General features: G+C 70.4%; 10 protein-coding genes. 7 read left to right on the forward strand and 3 right to left on the reverse strand.

Features of this window, described 5'->3' with window-relative positions; all coding sequences use genetic code 11:
- Positions 1-14: 14 nt before the first annotated feature.
- Positions 15-3827 (reverse strand): nSTAND1 domain-containing NTPase, encoded by a 3813-nt coding sequence (locus tag DQ384_RS08955; RefSeq protein WP_220182851.1) that lies wholly within the window; start codon positions 3825-3827, stop codon positions 15-17.
- A gap of 338 nt (positions 3828-4165) precedes the next feature.
- Between DQ384_RS08955 and DQ384_RS08960 the strand changes: the two genes are divergently transcribed.
- The 7 genes from DQ384_RS08960 (at position 4166) to DQ384_RS08990 (ending at position 11833) form a co-directional block, all read left to right on the forward strand.
- Positions 4166-4606 (forward strand): hypothetical protein, encoded by a 441-nt coding sequence (locus tag DQ384_RS08960; protein ID WP_147268708.1) that lies wholly within the window; start codon positions 4166-4168, stop codon positions 4604-4606.
- Positions 4607-4651: 45 nt separating this feature from the next.
- Complete coding sequence (locus DQ384_RS08965; protein WP_147268709.1) at positions 4652-5071, forward strand: hypothetical protein; 420 nt, start codon at positions 4652-4654, stop codon at positions 5069-5071.
- A 278-nt stretch (positions 5072-5349) separates the two neighbouring features.
- Positions 5350-5640, forward strand: coding sequence for a hypothetical protein (locus DQ384_RS08970; RefSeq protein WP_147268710.1), 291 nt, complete (start codon positions 5350-5352; stop codon positions 5638-5640).
- 252 nt (positions 5641-5892) lie between these two features.
- Positions 5893-7068: a macrolide family glycosyltransferase gene (locus DQ384_RS08975; protein ID WP_220182852.1), complete on the forward strand. Its 1176-nt coding sequence runs from the start codon at positions 5893-5895 to the stop codon at positions 7066-7068.
- A 414-nt stretch (positions 7069-7482) separates the two neighbouring features.
- Entirely contained in the window at positions 7483-9069 is a 1587-nt protein-coding gene (locus DQ384_RS08980) for a glycosyltransferase family 2 protein (RefSeq protein ID WP_181871108.1), read from the forward strand.
- Complete coding sequence (locus tag DQ384_RS08985; RefSeq protein ID WP_245966326.1) at positions 9066-10091, forward strand: glycoside hydrolase family 26 protein; 1026 nt, start codon at positions 9066-9068, stop codon at positions 10089-10091. The genes DQ384_RS08980 and DQ384_RS08985 overlap by 4 nt, the downstream gene beginning before the upstream one ends.
- Positions 10091-11833: an ArnT family glycosyltransferase gene (locus DQ384_RS08990; protein ID WP_114028247.1), complete on the forward strand. Its 1743-nt coding sequence runs from the start codon at positions 10091-10093 to the stop codon at positions 11831-11833. Before DQ384_RS08985 ends, DQ384_RS08990 begins: the two co-directional genes overlap by 1 nt.
- Before the next feature lie 127 nt (positions 11834-11960).
- Here the strand turns inward: DQ384_RS08990 and DQ384_RS08995 are convergent, their stop codons facing one another.
- The gene (locus DQ384_RS08995; RefSeq protein ID WP_220182853.1) at positions 11961-15503 is read right to left on the reverse strand and encodes a phosphodiester glycosidase family protein; all 3543 of its coding nucleotides are present in this window, start codon (positions 15501-15503) and stop codon (positions 11961-11963) included.
- Between the two features lie 349 nt (positions 15504-15852).
- A complete protein-coding gene (locus tag DQ384_RS09000; protein ID WP_114028460.1) occupies positions 15853-16563 on the reverse strand; it encodes a methionyl-tRNA formyltransferase in 711 nt (236 codons plus the stop codon).
- Positions 16564-16602 lie beyond the last annotated feature (39 nt).

Consider the following 16602-nt stretch of genomic DNA (forward strand, 5'->3'; position numbering starts at 1 on the left):
CGCCGCCACAGAAGTCAGGCGCCGGCGCACGTCGCGCGGTAGGGGGTGTCCGGGAGGAATTGACGCCATTCGTCCTTGGTGAGGTCGCGGGCGAGGACGGCGCAGATGTGCGCCGCCGTCCGCCGCGTGTCGGTGTTCCACAGGATGACGGTCTGGTCCTCGCCCGCCGAGGCGAGGGCGCGGCCGTCCGGGCTGAACGCGATCGACCGGATGGGCCCGGTGTGGCCGGTCAGGGTCGCGATCTCGGCGCCGGTGGCTCGATCCCACAGCGTGATCGTCCGGCCGCTACCCGCGGTGGCGAGGACGCGTCCGTCGGGGCTGAACGCCAGGGTCTTCACCGGTCCCGCCTGGTCGGTCAGCGTGGCCAGGCGGGACCGGCGCGCGACGTCCCAGACGATGACGGACTGATCGTTGCCGGCGGCGGCGATGGCACGGCCGTCCGGGCTGAAGGTGCCCTTGGACAGCGTCGTGCCGTGGGTGAGGCCGCCGGGCAGGCGGGTGCGGTGGGCCACGTCCCACAACGCCACGCTGTTGTCATGGCCGGTGACGGCCAGGACGCGTCCGTCCGGGCTGAACGCGACGTTGTCGAGCCCGTAGGCGTGGGGGAGGGTGGCCAGGCGGGTCCGGCGATCGACGTCCCAAAGGATCACCGTGCGGTCGTTGCCGGCGGTGGCCAGGAGGCGCCCGTCCGGGCTGAAGGCGACATCGCGCAGGTAATCGCTGTGCCCGGTGAGCTTGACGGGTGATGTCCGGCCGGTGGGGTCCCAGAGGGTGAGGGCGTAGTCGGGGGTGCCCACCTGGTGCTGGGGCGTGCCGGCGGCGGACGCGAGGGTGCGGCCGTCGGGGCTGAACGCCACGGCGTTGACGGGCCCGGCCGGGCGGCCGGTGAGCGTGGTGAGCCGGGTCCGCCGTTCGGCGTCCCACAGGATGACCGTCCCGTCCGCGCCGCCTGTGGCCAGAGTGCGCCCGTCGCGGCTGAAGGCGACGTCGTTGACCCAGTCGGTGTGGCCGGCGAGCGACAGGCGCGTGGGGTCCCAGAAGATGACCCTCCCGTCCTCTCCCGCGGAGGCGAGCATGGGTGCGCGTGGATGGAAGGCCACCGTGTAGATGTTGTCGGTGTGGCCGGTCAGGGTGGCCAGGCGGGTGCGCCGTGCCACGTCCCAGAGGACGACCGTCCGGTCATGGCCGGCGGAGGCCAGCGTTCGTCCGTCGGGGCTGAACGCGACCGTTCTGACCTCTCCGGTGTGGCCCGTGAGGGTCGCCAGGCGGGTGCGCCGTGCCACGTCCCAGAGGATGACGGTCTGGTCGGGGCTCGCGGTGGCGAGGGTGCGGCCGTCCGGGCTGAACGCGACGTCGTCGACCGATCGGGTGTGGCCGGCCAGGGTGGCCAGCGTCCTGCCCGTGGCCCGGTCCCACAGTTTCGCCGTGGCGTCGGCGCCGGCGGTGGCGAGGGTACGCCCGTCGGGGCTGAACGCCAGCGCCTGCACGAAGCCGGTGTGGCCGGTGAGGGTCGCCAGGCGCGTGCGCCGTGCCACGTCCCAGAGGATCACGGTCCGGTCGGCGCCGGCGGAGGCGAGGACGCTCCCGTCCGGGACGAAGGCGAAGTCTTTGACCGGCCCGGTGTGGCCGGTGAGGGTGGCCACGGGCGTGCGCCGTGCCACGTCCCAGAGGACGAGCTTCCGGTCGTCCCCTCCGGTGGCCAGCGTCCTGCCGTCCGGGCTGAGGCTCGCTGCTCTCAGCCAGGTCGCGTGGCCGGTGAGCGTGGCCAGACGGGTACGACGCCGCACGTCCCACAGCATCACGGTCTGGTCTTTACCGGCGGTGACCATCGTGCGCTGGTCCGGGCTGAAGGCGACGTCGGAGATCGCGTCGGTGTGGCCGGTCAGCTCCGTCTGGTACGCCTGGCGCGAGGACATGCTCAGCAAGGCGCTGCGGGCCTCGGCCGTGGGCGCGATGCGATAGGCCTCCACGCTCAGCAACATCGCGGTGCCGGGGCGGGAGTCGATCAGCGTGAGCGCCTGCGCCGCGAGTTGACGGGAGAGCGCGACCTGCCCCGCCCGCACCGCCTCCCGGCTCTGCTGGACCGCGAGCACCCCGATGGTGGTGGTGATGAGCAGCAGGATCGCCAGGCTGGCGGTCAGGTACCGCAGTTGGCGATGACGACGGGCCCGGGTCTGCTGCTCGGCCGCCTCGGCGGCGACGCCGGCGTCCAGGAAGGCCCGTTCGGCGGTGTTGAGCTGGTCGCGGTGTCCGTCCCGGCCCGCCCATTCCCGGGCCAGCGTCAGACGCGCCCCCCGGTACAACGTCCCGGGGTCGTGGTCCAGCGCCGCCCAGGCGTGCGTGGCCTCGGTGAGCTGCCGGTGCGTCCGGAGGTCTTCCCGGTCACCGGTGAGCCAGGTGCGCAGGCGAGGCCAGGCTCCGATCAGCGCCTCGTGCGCGATCTCCACGGTGTCGTCGCCCACCGTGACGAGCCGGGCCCTGGCCAGCCTGTCGAGGACGGCGTCGAGGTCGGGATCGCCGGCGTCCAGTTCGGTGCGGCCGATGCGGCGTTTGGTGTCCTCGGTGCCCTCACCCAGGGCGGTCAGGCGGAGGAAGAGACCGCGCGCCTGGGTTTGCTGCGGTCGCGTGAGAGTGGTGTAGATGGTCTCGGCGGTCTGCGCGAGCGCGCCCCGGATCCCGCCCGCCGACTGATATCCCGCCAGGGTGAGGGCGTTTCCCCGCCGTCGTCGCCAGGTCTCCAGCAAAGCATGCGAGACCAGCGGCAACGCGCCGGACCGGCCGACGGCGTCGGCCACGATCTCCGTCAGCAGCGAACTCTCCACGGTGCAGTTCGCGCCGATCGCGGGCTGCGTGATGGCCCGGCGCAGCTCGTCGGCGGTCATCGGCCCGACCAGGACCTGCGCGTCGCTCAACGCGGCGGCCAGGTCGGGGTGGTCCGAACAGTGGCTGTAGAAATCGGCTCGTACCCCGAGCACCACCCGCGTCCTGCTGTTCGCCGCCTGCGCGGCCGTCACCAGCGCCGTGACGAACTGTGCTCGCTCGCGTTGGTCCTGACAGAGGGTGAAGACCTCCTCGAACTGGTCGACCACCAGCACCAGGTCGCCATCGGCGTCCCGGTCGGCCAGCACCTCGCGGATGCCGAGGTGAAGGTTGCGCGGATCGGCCACCAGATCGGCGTGCACCCGTCCCGCCGTCCGGCCCGTCATCGCGGCGAGCCGGATCGCGCACTCCTCCAGCGGACGCGGCCCCGGCGTGAACAGGACCGTCAGCGCTTCCTCTCCGGTCCCCAGCCCGTTCGACCGGATCTTCGCGACCAGGCCGGCGCGCAGCACCGAGGACTTCCCCGCCCCGGAGGGACCGAACACCGCGAGGAACCGCCGCTGGGACACCCGCGTGAGCAACTCGTCGACCAGATGTTCCCGGCCGAAGAACCGCTCGGCGTCGTCCAGTTCGAACGCGGCCAGACCGGCGTAAGGCGACCGGCCCCGACCCGGCGTCTCATCCGTCTCCGCCGCGGGCGCGTCCTCGTGGGCCAGCTCCGCGGAGACCTCGTGCCACCGCCGCTCCCACTCGGCCGTGTCCCCGCCGCACGCCCGTACGTAGGCGAGGGCCACCGCCAGGCTGGGAAGTCTCCGCCCGCCGGCGGCCTCGGAGAGCGCCGCGGCGGAGTAGTGCGCCTGTCGCGCCAGATCGCGGTACGTCGGAGAACCCGCCTTCTCCCGTAACCGCCGCAGGTCGGCCGCGAACTCCAGCACGACGTCATCGCCGGGCCCCAACGGTCGTTCTGGTCTGGGCACGTCCCCCCCCATTTCGACCTCGCCGCTCATCGATGTCTCCCGGCGAGAAGCCGCAGCCGAAATCACGCTCGCCCGGTCGCTCGCCATGTGCGGAACCGCCGGGCCGCGGGTCTCCTGGAATGCGAAATCGGCAGTCGCCGAGAAACGGAATTGTTCACCAGTTGTTGTTCAGTATCCAGCCGACGAACCTGAACAACGTCTGAACGGTAGACATACGGCAACGGCGACAAGCCGGTCGATGGAAGAGTGACAAACTCCGGCGCTCCTCGTAATTCGCGTCCGAAACAAGCGGAGTTGACTGGCCGAAAAAAACGGAGACAAGCACACGTCCGAACAATCGCAAGCACTCTCACGCACTGGAGGACAATGTGAACAAGGCAAGCCGGCCCTGGATCTGCGTGACCGTCGCCTTCCTGGGACTGGTCGCGCCCGCGACGCCGGCGATGGCCGCCGGCGTGGCGAGCCCGTCGACCACGCGGGGCCACACGGCCGTGCAGAGCGACGCGAGCGGCGGCCGCGTCGCCGCCGGCAGGAAGTGCACCGAGCCACTCTGCGGCCGCGTCTACAACCGTGACGACCGGTACCGCCTGTTGATCACGGACGACTGGGGGAGCCGGAACAGCCCCGGCACGCAGTTCTCGCTCAGGCCGGGGCAGGACGGCCGGGACGTCGGGGTCCGTGACGTCGACGGATTCTGGGTCGGCCCGGGATGCAAGGTCAAGAAGGCCTGGATCCGCACCTACGGCCCGGGCTGGCACCGCGTGCGCGACGGGCAGATCGCCCGGATCACCGACATCAAGTGCCGCTGACATCGTTCGCAGTTCCACACACAAAACGAGAGAGAGGACATGCTCATGAAGAACTGGAACCGTTTTCTCGCCGGCGCGGCGCTGACGGCGATGCTCGTCGGATCGGGGGCGACGGCGGCCGGCGCCCGCACCGCCGAGCCCGTCCAGCGGGCGGCGGGGTACGTCCAGGTGGCCGACGCGGGGGCGCGGCTGCCGATCTCGTACCCCGGCGCCGCCGGGGACTCCCACTCGGCCCCGGCCTCCGCGGCCGGATCCCAGGCGAGCAGGTTCAGCGTGATCTGGAAGGCGCTCACGAAGTCCGGAAGCTGGTCGAAGAAGGCCGCGTCCAAGGCCAGGCAGGGGTACACCGTTTTCAGGAAGTGGTGGAAGACCGTTCCCTGGTACGTGCGCAAGCCCGTCGAAATCGCGGCGGGTGGTCACGTCTACCAGATCTACCAGGCCGTCTGCTGGGCGGTCGGCTGCTAGACGGAGCTCCTCGACGGTGATCACCGAAGAAGGCGCCGCGCGTCTTCGGTGATGTTTCGGCCGTCATGAGGAATTTCGGCGATGTGGTGCGTGCACAGGGTCGGCCAGATGATCGTCCGGCGAGCGTTTCGGCTCGGGCGGCGATGAGCGACAGCCCGCCATTTCCGGCCCCTCTCGGGAAAGGCAATTCCTGGCCCTGTCTCGCACCACATCGTGGCATTTGTTGCGATATCACCGTCTTCTCGCGGCCCATTCCGCCTATTCATGAGGATTTGATGATGACTGCCAGACGGCTGACCCCCACCAGCAGGACCGTCATCGCCGTACTGGCGATCCTCGCCAGCTCCGCCGTCAGCGGGCTGGGCTTCGTGTACATCGCACGGGGGACCTCCGCCCAGGAGATCCTCGTCCCGGCCGTCTCCTGCGGGATCGTCGCTCTCGGCCTCGTCGTCGCGGCGCTGCGCGTCCTGGGCGAACCGAGGCTCGGAATACTGTGGAAACCCGCCTCCCTCGCCTGCGGAATGGTCTGGGCGATAGGCGTCGCCAAGGTCATCCATGTCCTTCTCTGACCCTTTGATCGGCCGCCACTCTGCGAGCGAGCTGGGCTTGGCCTTCGTCCGGCGGATCGGGCCGTCGCCGGGATGGGCTAGGATTCCAGGCATGATCGACTCGATTCGGATGCGCGCCGCCTGAGGCGGCGCGACTGCCGGGCCTGCTCGCCGTCGGGCGGCCCCTTCTGAGTCGTTCCCTTGAACGGGATGCGCTCCTGCGCGCCGTCGGAATGCGTTCTTCGAGAGTCTCGAGAATCCGACGAGGACATCATGCGTAAGCGCGAACACATTGCCATGATCGGCTGTACGGCGCCGAGTCACATCTACCCCTCGCTGGCCCTCATCAGGGAGCTCGTGGCCCGGGGCCACCGGGTGAGCTACGCGGTCGGGGAGCCGCTGGCCGGGCTGGTCGAGCCCACCGGCGCCGAGGTCGTCTCCCACCCGTCACTGCTCCCGCTCGGCGAGCAGGCCTGGCCGGACGACCCGGCCACGGCGATGCGGGTCTTCCTCGACGAGGCCATCGCGGTGATGCCACGCCTGGTCGACCGCTACGACGACGACCGGCCGAACCTGCTGCTGTACGACATCGGCGGGCTGCCCGCGCCCGTGCTGGCCGCGCGGTACGGCGTCCCCGCCGTGCAGCTCTCGCCCACGCTCGTGGCGTGGGACGGCTACGAGGAGGACATGGCCGAAACCCTGCACGCGATCCGGACCTCGGAGTCGGGCCGCGGCTACCACGCGGCGTACAACGCGTGGCTGCGCGAGAACGGCATCCAGTGGGACGCGTGGGACTGGCTGACGCGCCCCGAGCACATCCTGTCCCTGATCCCGCGCGAGATGCAGCCCAACGCCGATCGCGTGCCGCCGAACGTCAGGTTCGTGGGGCCCTGCCTCGATCCCGCGCGGCTGGAGGACGCGAGCTGGACCCCGCCGGAGGGAAGCGGGCGGGTGCTGCTCGTGTCGTTCGGCACCGCCTACACCGACCGGCTCGACGTCTACCGGGCGTGTCTCGAAGCCTTCGCGGGTTCGGACTGGCATGTCGTGATGGCGGTGGGCCGGCACGTCGATCCTGCGGAGCTCGGCCCGATCCCGGCGGGGTTCGAGGTGCACCGCACCGTGCCGCAGTTGGCCGTGCTCGCGGCGGCTTCGGCGTTCGTCACCCACGCGGGGATGGGCGGGTGCACCGAGTCGCTGTGGTTCGGGGTGCCGACCGTGGCGATCCCGCAGGCCGTGGACCAGTTCGGCAACGCGGCGATCCTGGAGGAGCTCGGCGTCGGACGGCACCTGCCCGCCGAGGAGGTCACCGCGGCGACGCTGCGTACGGCGGTCGAGGCGGTCGCGGGGTCGGCCGAGGTGGCCGAGAGGCTGGCCGCGATCCGCGCGTCGGTGCGGGCGCACGGCGGCGTCGATCGCGCCGCGGACGCGGTGGAGTCGTTCCTCCGCTGAGTGAGCGGACTTGCGGGGCAGGAACTCTCCCTGTCCCGCAGGATCCTCACGGAGGGTGAGCTGTTTCGAGACTGTCGCGCTATTTCGTCCCTTATGTGCCTTTTTTGGATACTAACGATGACAACCCGATGGTGGAGTTGCGCGTCATCTACCCGTAAATCCCAGCAATTCCTCCACCCTCGCTGGCCCCACTGTCACCCCGTATGCGGAGAGCACAATGGACGTCTTTGTAATTTTTGGGACATCTCCCTGCCCACGCGCTGACAGTATGACCTCAGGCGCTACTTTCGTGGTCAGGAGCGGCAAGCGGCACCAGAGCATTGAGGGTGCTTTCGAGGTGTCGCTCGCATGAGTGCTTTGGGCAAGGCCCGTTCGGCGCGGCCTGGACACCCTCGCACCCAGCCTTCACGGCGTATGCCTGTCGAGAACCATGACCGGCATACGCGCGGATCCGGCCACCAGTGGAGGCCGGGCGGTCCCCCGGGACTGCTGCCGCAGCCGCCGGACGACCGGGAGAAGTATTTCTACGTCAAACGGCACCAATGGGTGCTGACGCTCTCCTCTTTCGTCAGCTTCGGTTGCCTTGTGATCAGCCAGTACCGGCTCGTGCAGTCCAGCCCCTGGCTGTGGGCGTTCATGCCGCTGCTGTTCTTCACGGTCGTCTACTACCTGGTCTCCCTGCGCGTCAACGCGTTCACCCGCGACTTCGACCTTCGCACCCACGCACGTCTGGTCCGGTCGTGGCGTCCCAGGAGGTATCCGAGCGTCGATGTCTTCCTTCCGGTGTGCGGGGAGCCGATCGAGGTGCTCCACAACACTTGGACGCACGTCCGGCGGCTGGCCGACCATTACCCGGGCGTGGTGACCCCCTACGTTCTGGACGACTCCGACAGCCCTGAACTCGCCGCGATGGCCGCCGACTTCGGCTTCGTCTACGGCAGCCGCCCGAACCGCGGGTGGTTCAAGAAGGCGGGCAACCTCCATTACGGCTTCAGCCAGTCCCATGGTGAGTACATCCTCGTCCTCGACGCCGACTTCGCGCCTCGCATGGACCTGCTCGACGAGATGCTCCCGTACATGGAGGACGACCCGAGCATCGGCATCGTCCAGTCGCCGCAGTACTTCCGGGTGATCGACGCTCAGAACTGGATCGAGCGCGGAGCGGGCGCCGTGCAGGAGCTCTTCTACCGCTGCGTCCAGGTCTCCCGGCAGCGTAACGACGGTGCGATCTGCGTCGGGAGCTGTGCCCTCTACCGGCGCGCCGCGTTGGCGCAGAACGGGGGCACCACGCTGATCGAGCATTCCGAGGACGTGCACACCGGCTTCGATCTGCGCCGGCTGGGCTGGACTCTGCGCTACATCCCGATCGCACTGTCCACGGGGGTATGCCCGGACACCCTCGGCGCGTTCTACAACCAGCAGTACCGCTGGTGCGCCGGTTCCATGAGCCTGCTGAGCAGCAGGAAATTCTGGGGCATCAAGCTCAGGGCGGTGACGCGCACGTGCTACATATCCGGCTTCTTCTACTACATCCACACCGCTGTGTTCACGTTCGCGGCGCCGCTGATTCCCATCGTCCTGCTGCTGACGATGCCGGAGAAGCTGGAGATCGAGCACATCACGTTCGTGATACCCGGCCTGATCTACACCACGATGATCTTCCCGCTCTGGCACCGATGCCCCTACCGGCTTGAGGCATGGGCGGCCCGGATGATGTACGGCTGGGCGCACGTCTTCGCGATCTGGGACATCCTGCGCGGCCGCCAGATGGGATGGCAGCCCACCGGATCCTCGGGCGCGAAGAAGAACAAGACCCGGCGCTTCTGGATCGGCATCTCGGTGTGGGGCGGCGGCACCGCCCTGGTGTGGGTGGCCGCCGCGATCTGGCGCATGCTCACCATGTACCCGCCCGACTTCGCCCTGGTGCTGGCGACGGGGCTGTTCTACGCGCTCATCGTGGGGCGCATCCTCGTCCAGCCCCGGAAGGGGCAGGCTGCGTGATCGACCTCAATCGTGCCGGCCGTTCCCGCCGGCGGTCCGTCGCGCCGCCGGTGGTCGTGGCGCTGGTCGTGGCGCTCGGCTGCCTCACCGGATGCTCGAACCCGCCTCCGCAGGGCGGCACCCCGAACCGGCCGCAGTTGGACGCGTCGTCGGAGCAGGCCGACGTGCCCTACGACGTGCGCCCGCTGCTCGAACCACGGGAGAAGTACCTCGGCGTCGCCGTCGAGGGCGCCCCGCGATCGCTGGCCCCGGTGGACGCCTTCGCCGCCAGGATCGGCAAGCGCCCGAACCTGCTGGCCTTCTACGCCGCCTGGGGCGATGGATACGACGCGCAAGGCGTTCGCCGTGCCTGGGCGGCCGGACTCCTGCCGATGATCTCGTGGGAGCCCTTCAAACCGTCCCTGGCCGCCATCGCGGACGGCGAGACGGACGACTACATCGAGAAGTTCGCCGCGGACGTACGGAAGGTCAACATCCCGGTGGCGATCAGCATAGGCCACGAGATGAACGGCTTCTGGTACCCGTGGGGCACCAAGCAGAACAAGCCCGCCGACTTCGTGCGCGCCTGGCGTCACGTGCACGACGTGTTCCTGCACGCCGGGGCGACGAACGCGATCTGGGTGTGGAGCCCCAACGTGGTCAACCCGCTGCGCGGCGTGCCGCTCAAGCCGTACTACCCGGGGGCCTCCTACGTCGACTGGGTCGGCATGGTGGGCTATTACACCAGGTCCGGGGCCCATACGTTCAAAACCCTGTACGGCCCGACGATGCGGGCGGTCCGGAGGTTCTCCCGCAAGCCGTTCATCATCACCGAGACCTCGTCCCAGCCGGGGCCGCGAAGGCGCACGGACATCGCCGACCTCTTCGCGGGCGTCGCCGCCTCGCCCGACGTCATCGGGTTCGTCTGGTTCAACTTCACCAAGCGCGCCGACTGGCGCCTGGAGACCGATCCGGGATCGGTCGCCGAATTCAGGGGCCGGGCGGCCGACGGCGTGTTCGGCTTCGACGTGGGGAACCCGTGATGGAGGGGCCGACCGGTACCCCTCGCACGCGAGACCAGCGGGCACGTTCCCCCGAGGACGGCCCGCCCACCTGGGGGGCGTCCCTTCCCTGGCGGCCGCTGTCCTCGTGGCTTGCAGACCGCGCCGTCACCGGTCAGGGCTACCAGCCCTGGTCTCTGGGGCAGGGCAGGTCGAAGCAGGGATACGACCTTCCTCCGGTGCCGGAGTCCGCCTGGACCGCCGCCCCCAGCCGCCGGCGTGCCTGGATCAGCCGTGGCATCCTCTTCGGCGTCCTGGTGCTCCAGGCCACGCTGTCACTGCGCCTGCGCAACACCGCCTTCGAGGACGAGGCGCTCTATCTCTACGCCGGCCACCTGGAGCTGGACCAACTGCTCGGGGGGCCTGCCGCGCCCGAGCAGTTCGCCGCCTACTTCTCCGGCGCGCCTGCCCTCTACCCGGTGCTCGCCGCCGCGGTCGACTCGATCTTCGGTCTCACGGGAGCCCGCCTGCTCAGCCTGGCGTTCATGTTGGCGGCCACCGCGCTGCTCTGCTCCCTGACCCGGTTGTTGTTCAACGAGCGCGTGGCACTGTGCGCGGCGGCGGCCTTCGCCATCACTCAGTCCACGCTCTTCCTCGGCAACTTCGCCACCTACGACGCGCCGGCGATCTGCCTGCTCACCCTGGCCTCCTGGATCGTGGTCAGGACGGCCCACCTCCGGGGATGGGTCGCCTGCGTCGCCGGGGCCCCCGTTCTGGGCCTCGCGGTGGCGGTGAAGTACGCCGCGCTGATGTACGTCCCGACCGTCACGATATTGGCCGTCATGGCGGCGCTCCCGCGTCGCGGCCCCTGGGCGCTGACCCGCGGCCTGGCGCTGCCCGCCGTGACCGGCGCGGTCATCGCCGGAGCCCTGCGCGTGGCCGGCGGCGACCATCTCCTGGCCCTGCGTACCACCACGACCCAGCGCGCCGCGGGGACCGCGGATCCGAGGGAACTCCTGCTCGACTGCCTGGAGTGGGGCGGTCCGATGTTCGCCGTCGCCGTGCTGGGGACCGTGCTGTACGTGCGACAGGGCCGCATGGGCGAGGTGCCGGGAATGAACGACGCCGCGGTCCCCGGCCGGATCTGGCGGCTCTGCCTCGGCGGCGTGCTGTGCGGCACCGCTCTGCTCGCTCCCGCGTACCAGGTGTACCTGCACACCGGCGTCTCGTTGCACAAGCACATCGGTTACGGCCTGCTGTTCGCGGCCCCCATGGCGGGCATCGGCATGAACCGGCTCGTCGGGGCGCACTTCCGCAATCCCCAGCTGGGCATCCTGGTCTGGGTCACGCTCCTGGTGCTCGGCATGACCCAGTCGCAGGCGCTGTACCAAGCGTGGGCCGATTCCGACAGGATCGTCGCCGCACTGAGACCCGAGGTGCGGCCGGGTGGGAGATACCTGGTGGAGGCGAACTCCGTGGCCCGATACTATCTGCGCGAAAAAACCAGGCCGGAGCAGTGGACCTCGACGTACGCCATCGCGTACACCAACCGAGAGGGCGAACGGCTCAGCGGCGAGGCCGGTTTCCGCGCCGCGATCGCCGACGGGTATTTCGACGTCATCGTGCTCGACCGGACGGTGACGAAGGCCCTCGACGACAGGCTCTACGAGCTGCTGCGCAAGAGCCCGAAGTACCGGCTGCGCACGACCGTGCCGTTCCGGAACTCCAACGGAACCGGCACGTACCGGATCTGGGTCAAGGGCGCCACGGGGGACCGGCCCTAGTGGTCCGAGTACGAGTCGGCACTCGCCCGCCGGGTCCGCTGCCCGGGTAGGACCCACGGTGGGTGGGGGTCCGCGGAAGCCGTCGTGAGCTGCCGGGGGGCGGAGGTCCGCCCCCCGGCCTCGGGTGTCAGGCCGCCTTGCGCGCGGCGATGCTGATCTGGGTCCGCTGAGTCGTTCCGTTGACCTGGACGGACAGGACGATCACTCCGGGGCGGCGGGCGGTGAGGGCGCCGGTCGCGGGGTCGAAGTCGGCGATGTCGGACGGCCGGGACTTTCCGGCGCCCTTGATGTGCACGTTGGGGCTCGCCGTCCACAGGGTGCTCACCGGGTACGCGGCCGGGATCTCGCGGCCCGCCTGCGTGAGGGTGGCGGTGATCGTGGCCGAGGCGCCGGCCGGGAGGTCGGCGGGGGCGTTCAGGGTGAGGGCGTCGACGTGGGGGCGGGTCTGGGCGCCGAGCCAGGTCGGGCCGCCGGCGAAGGGGAGGAGGCGCGCCGCGGCCTGCTCCAGGCGGCTGACCGGGTCGACGCCGAGCAGCGTCCATCCGGTGAAGCCGCCCTCGGCCGGAGTCGTGGACGGGGTCTTGCCCGAGTTGCCGTTGACCAGGTACGGGACGCCGTCCACGCGGGAGGCGTCGAACGTGCCCACGTGGCCGCCGATGAACGCCGCGCCCTTGCCCGTCCGGCGCTGGAAGCCGGCGAGCAGGTCCTCGACCAGCGCGGCCTCCTTGCGGTCGCCGAGCTGGCTGGTCTTGGCCGGGGTCGGGTCGCGCGGCGGGTGGTGCTCGACCACGACGACCGAGTTGATCCGGTCGTCGGACGCGGCGTCGTCGAGGGCCGCGCGCAGGCGTTCGAGCTGGTCGAAGCCGCCGCCACGGATCGTGCCGCGCGAGGTGTCGAGCGTCACGAAACGCGTGCCCTTGTGGTCGAACGTCCGGCTGGTGTCGCCGAAGTACTTCCGGAAGTTGTCGATCGCGGCGCCCATCACCTCGTGGTTGCCGGGCACGTAGTAGTACGGCAGCGCGTCGCCGATCTCCTCGTCCAGGATGCGCTTGGCGAGCTGGAAGTCGGCGTCGGACGCCTCGTCCACCAGGTCACCCGCGATGATCATGAAGTCCGGCTTGGCGGACCTGATCTCCCGCATCGTCCGGCGCGCGGCGGCCACGATCGGCGAGTCCGGGCCGCGGCCGACGAACTGGGCGTCCGACATGACCGCGAACCGCCACGGCTCGCCGACCACGGAGGGCACGATCAGCGGGTCGCGTACGCGGGGCGCGGAGGGTGGGTCGATCGCTGGGGCGGCCTTCACGTACAGGTTGTCGAGCAGGACCTCGGCCTTGTACCGGCGGTCGGCCTTCAGCTCGATCGTGTAGAACCGGCTGACGGTGACCGGCTGCGGCAGGCCCGCCGGCACCGGGATCTCGACCTCCCGCCAGCCCTCCCAGGTGATGTACGGTCCGTAGATCGAGTACGACTTGCCGGTGGCGTCGACGGCGGTGAAGGCCGTCCACTCGCCCTGCGCGTGCCCGTACACCGAGATGCCGAACGCCTGCGACCGCGTGTTCACCCCGAGCCGCTGCGGCGGGTTGGCGTACGCGGTGCGGGTCGCGGTGGACTGGGTGAAGTCGTACGCCAGCCTGAGCCCCGGCCCGTCCTGTCCCTCGGCGACCGGGGTGACGGTGGCCGTGCCGCGCGCCGAGCCCGCCGTCCAGCGGGCGGCGTCGTCGAAGGTGGACAGCATCGTCTTCTCCACGCCGACGCTGACCGCGACGGACGTGGTGAGCGCGCCGGACCGTACGGTGATCAGGCCCGCGCCGGACTCGCGCGCGGCCGCGACCGTGAAGCCGCCGGTCGGGTTCGGGGTGACCTTGAGCAGCGTGGGGTCGTACTCCAGCCGCAGGTCGGCGGGCTCGATCGGTGCGGAGTTGCCGAACCGGTCGTAGCCCACGACGCCGAAGCCGGTCGTGGAGGACGCGTCTGCGACGTTCAGCGTCGGCTGGGTGGCCTCCAGGCGGACGGCCCGGCCGAGCACCTCGACCTTGGCGCTGCCCTTCGCCCCGCCGGAGGAGGCCGAGACGGTGGCCGTGCCCGGCAGGACCGCGCGGAACACGCCGTCCTTGACGGTCCCCAGGTTCACCGACCAGCGCACGGACGGCTTCCCGCCCACCGGCCCGTACACCTCGTCGTACGGGGTGGCGGTCAGCGTGCGGGTCAGGCCGAGGAACACCCGGTCGGGACGCCCGCCGGCCACGGGGCCGGTGCCCGGCGCGGCGGCCGGGTCGGCGGCGGGCTCCACCCAGACGCCGTGCGCCCTGCCGCTGCCCTGCGGGCGGTAGATGCCGAGGCCGTTGGAGACGACGCGCTCCTCGCCGTCGTTGGGCTCGTTGTCGATGCGCAGCCCGTCCGCTCCGGGCTTGCGGGTGACCATGGTCGCCGAGCCGCCGCCGTCGATCTCCACGCCGACGTTCGCGCCCATCGCGACGAGCCGATCGGCCATGTCGCGCAGCGTGGCGCCACGGCTGTGGATCGTCCGCGTGCCGTCCACGGTGACCAGGAACATCTTCGTGCCGTCGGCCGTGAAGCCGAGGGCCATGCGCGCGGCCACGGTCGTGTCGTCGATCGGCTGCGCCACGCCGTCCTTCACGAGCAGGTGGTTGGCGCCGATCGCGGTGGTCAGCTGCGAGCCGTCCGAGGTCCTGGGACGGTAGGCGATCTCGACGGCGTCGCCGGGGACGAGCCGCGCGAGGCGGGCCGCCCCGTCCTCACGGCCGACGAGAGCGGTGGTGCCCGCGGGCAGCTCGCCTTCGCCCGCCTTGGGCGCGACACTCACCACCTTGCCGTCGGACACGAGCACCTCGGTCACCTGGGCGGCGTCCTGCACCGCGCGGGTGCGCGGGTAGGCGCCCCAGAGGGTCGTGTACGCGCCGATGCCGTTCTTCGGCAGGTCGGTGCTGTTGAGGCGGACGAGCGGCTGGGGGTCGGCCTGGCCGGGCAGGCGCAGGCTGCCCTCGAAGAGGATGTCGAGGACGTGACCGGCGCCCGCGGCGTCGAAGCCCGCGGCGATCGTGCGCCCGGACGCGGACTTGAGCAGCTCGCCGTCGGCGATGGCCGGGCCGATGGGGGCGTTGGAGTTGTTGATGTCGAAGAAGTCGCCGTTGACGGCGGCCACCGCGCCCTTGGCCTCGGCCATCTGGGAGATCCAGCCCCCCTTGGCGATCCGGCCGCCGTCGAGGTAGCCGACCTTGGCGCCCTTGGTCAGGTCCACGGTGAGCGCGTCGGAACGCTGCCAGCCGCCGGAGTCCAGGGTGTCGACCGAGTCGAGCCGGACGCCCGGGGCCACGGGACGCCCGGTGCGGTAGGTCTCGATGGGGCTCCCCGGGACCGCCGCCGCGGTGGGCGTCTCCGCGGTGGGCGTCGCGCCGGTGCGGGACGTGGCGCCGGACGCGGTGCGGGGCGGGGTGCCGGACGCGGTGCGGGGCGGGGTGCCGGACGCGGTGCGGGGCGGGGTGCCGGACGCGGTGTCGGGCAGAGGGGTGACGGCGGGGGGATACGACGAGGCGCGGAATGCCTCCAGGGCGGTGCCCGCGACCGGGTCCGCGGGGGACGCCTCGGCGGTGGCGGGGCTTGTGGCTAGCCCGAGAACCAGAGAGGGGAGAAGCGCTGCGAGCGCCACCCTGAGTCCCCGGTTCGGGTGGGTGCTGGACAGGATTTCCTCCGGATGTCCGAGATCAACTGCACGGCATTTGGTAGTAAATCCGTCGTTTTTTCGCAGTTCCACACATGTCCGATGAACCCCTGGCAACGAGATCCACCCACAACCGGGCCACTGTACGCCCCAGAAAGGCGCACGCAGGGGACGCCGGGCGAGGGTGCGGTGCCGGACACGCGCCCGCACGGGACCGTCGCCGCGGACGTGGCGGTCGGCACGTGGCGAGGATGTCGGCTTTGTGCTGCAGCGACCATCGGAACCGGCGACGGAGCGGCCCTCCGCGACCACCGTCGGCCCGGCCGTCCGAACTGGATCAGATCGGCGGCTCGATGGGCTCGGCTTCGACGATCCACAGCGGCCCGTCCGCGCATTCGACGCGAACGCCCGCGCCTGGGTTGAGGTCGGTACGAGCCACACGTACCCAGCCGGCACCCAGCTTGGCGAACGGGCCGGGGATTCCCGCGCCGTAGTGGAAGGTTCGAACCTGGTCATGGATCCTGCGTGCTGGCTGTGACCAGTCGATATAGGAGTAGGCCGGCTCCATCATGCGTGCGTAGGTCGCCTCGTCCTCGTTCTGCGGCACCCCCATGTATCCATCGGCTGCCCGGTCGAGCGCCTCGCCCACCAGCTTCTGGATCACCGGTGTCACCCGCGGCCAGAGTTCTTCGAACGTGACGTACTCCGGCAACTCTATTCCGCCATGCTGAACGATGATGTTCCCGGTGTCGATCCGCTCGTCCATCCAGTGCGCGGTCACGCCTATATCGGCGTCCCCGTTGCGGATGGCCCATTGAATCGCCGCGGGACCTCGGTACTTCGGCAGTAGCGATGCATGGACGTTGATGACGCCCAGCCGCGGCGTTTGGAGCGCGAGGGGTGGTAGTCGCCAAGACAGTCCGCACACCACGGCGACATCGACCTGATATCCGCCCAGTGCGCTGACCAGGCCTGTGACGTCGCCGGGAAGGAGCAGATCGATCTCGGGCGGGATGACCGTCAAGACATCATCGACCTTCTGGCCCATGTTCGAATAACTCGGCCTGCGAGGCCTGCCGGACCGCCC

It is taken from the genome of Sphaerisporangium album (assembly GCF_003323745.1).
Lineage (GTDB): Bacteria > Actinomycetota > Actinomycetes > Streptosporangiales > Streptosporangiaceae > Sphaerisporangium > Sphaerisporangium album.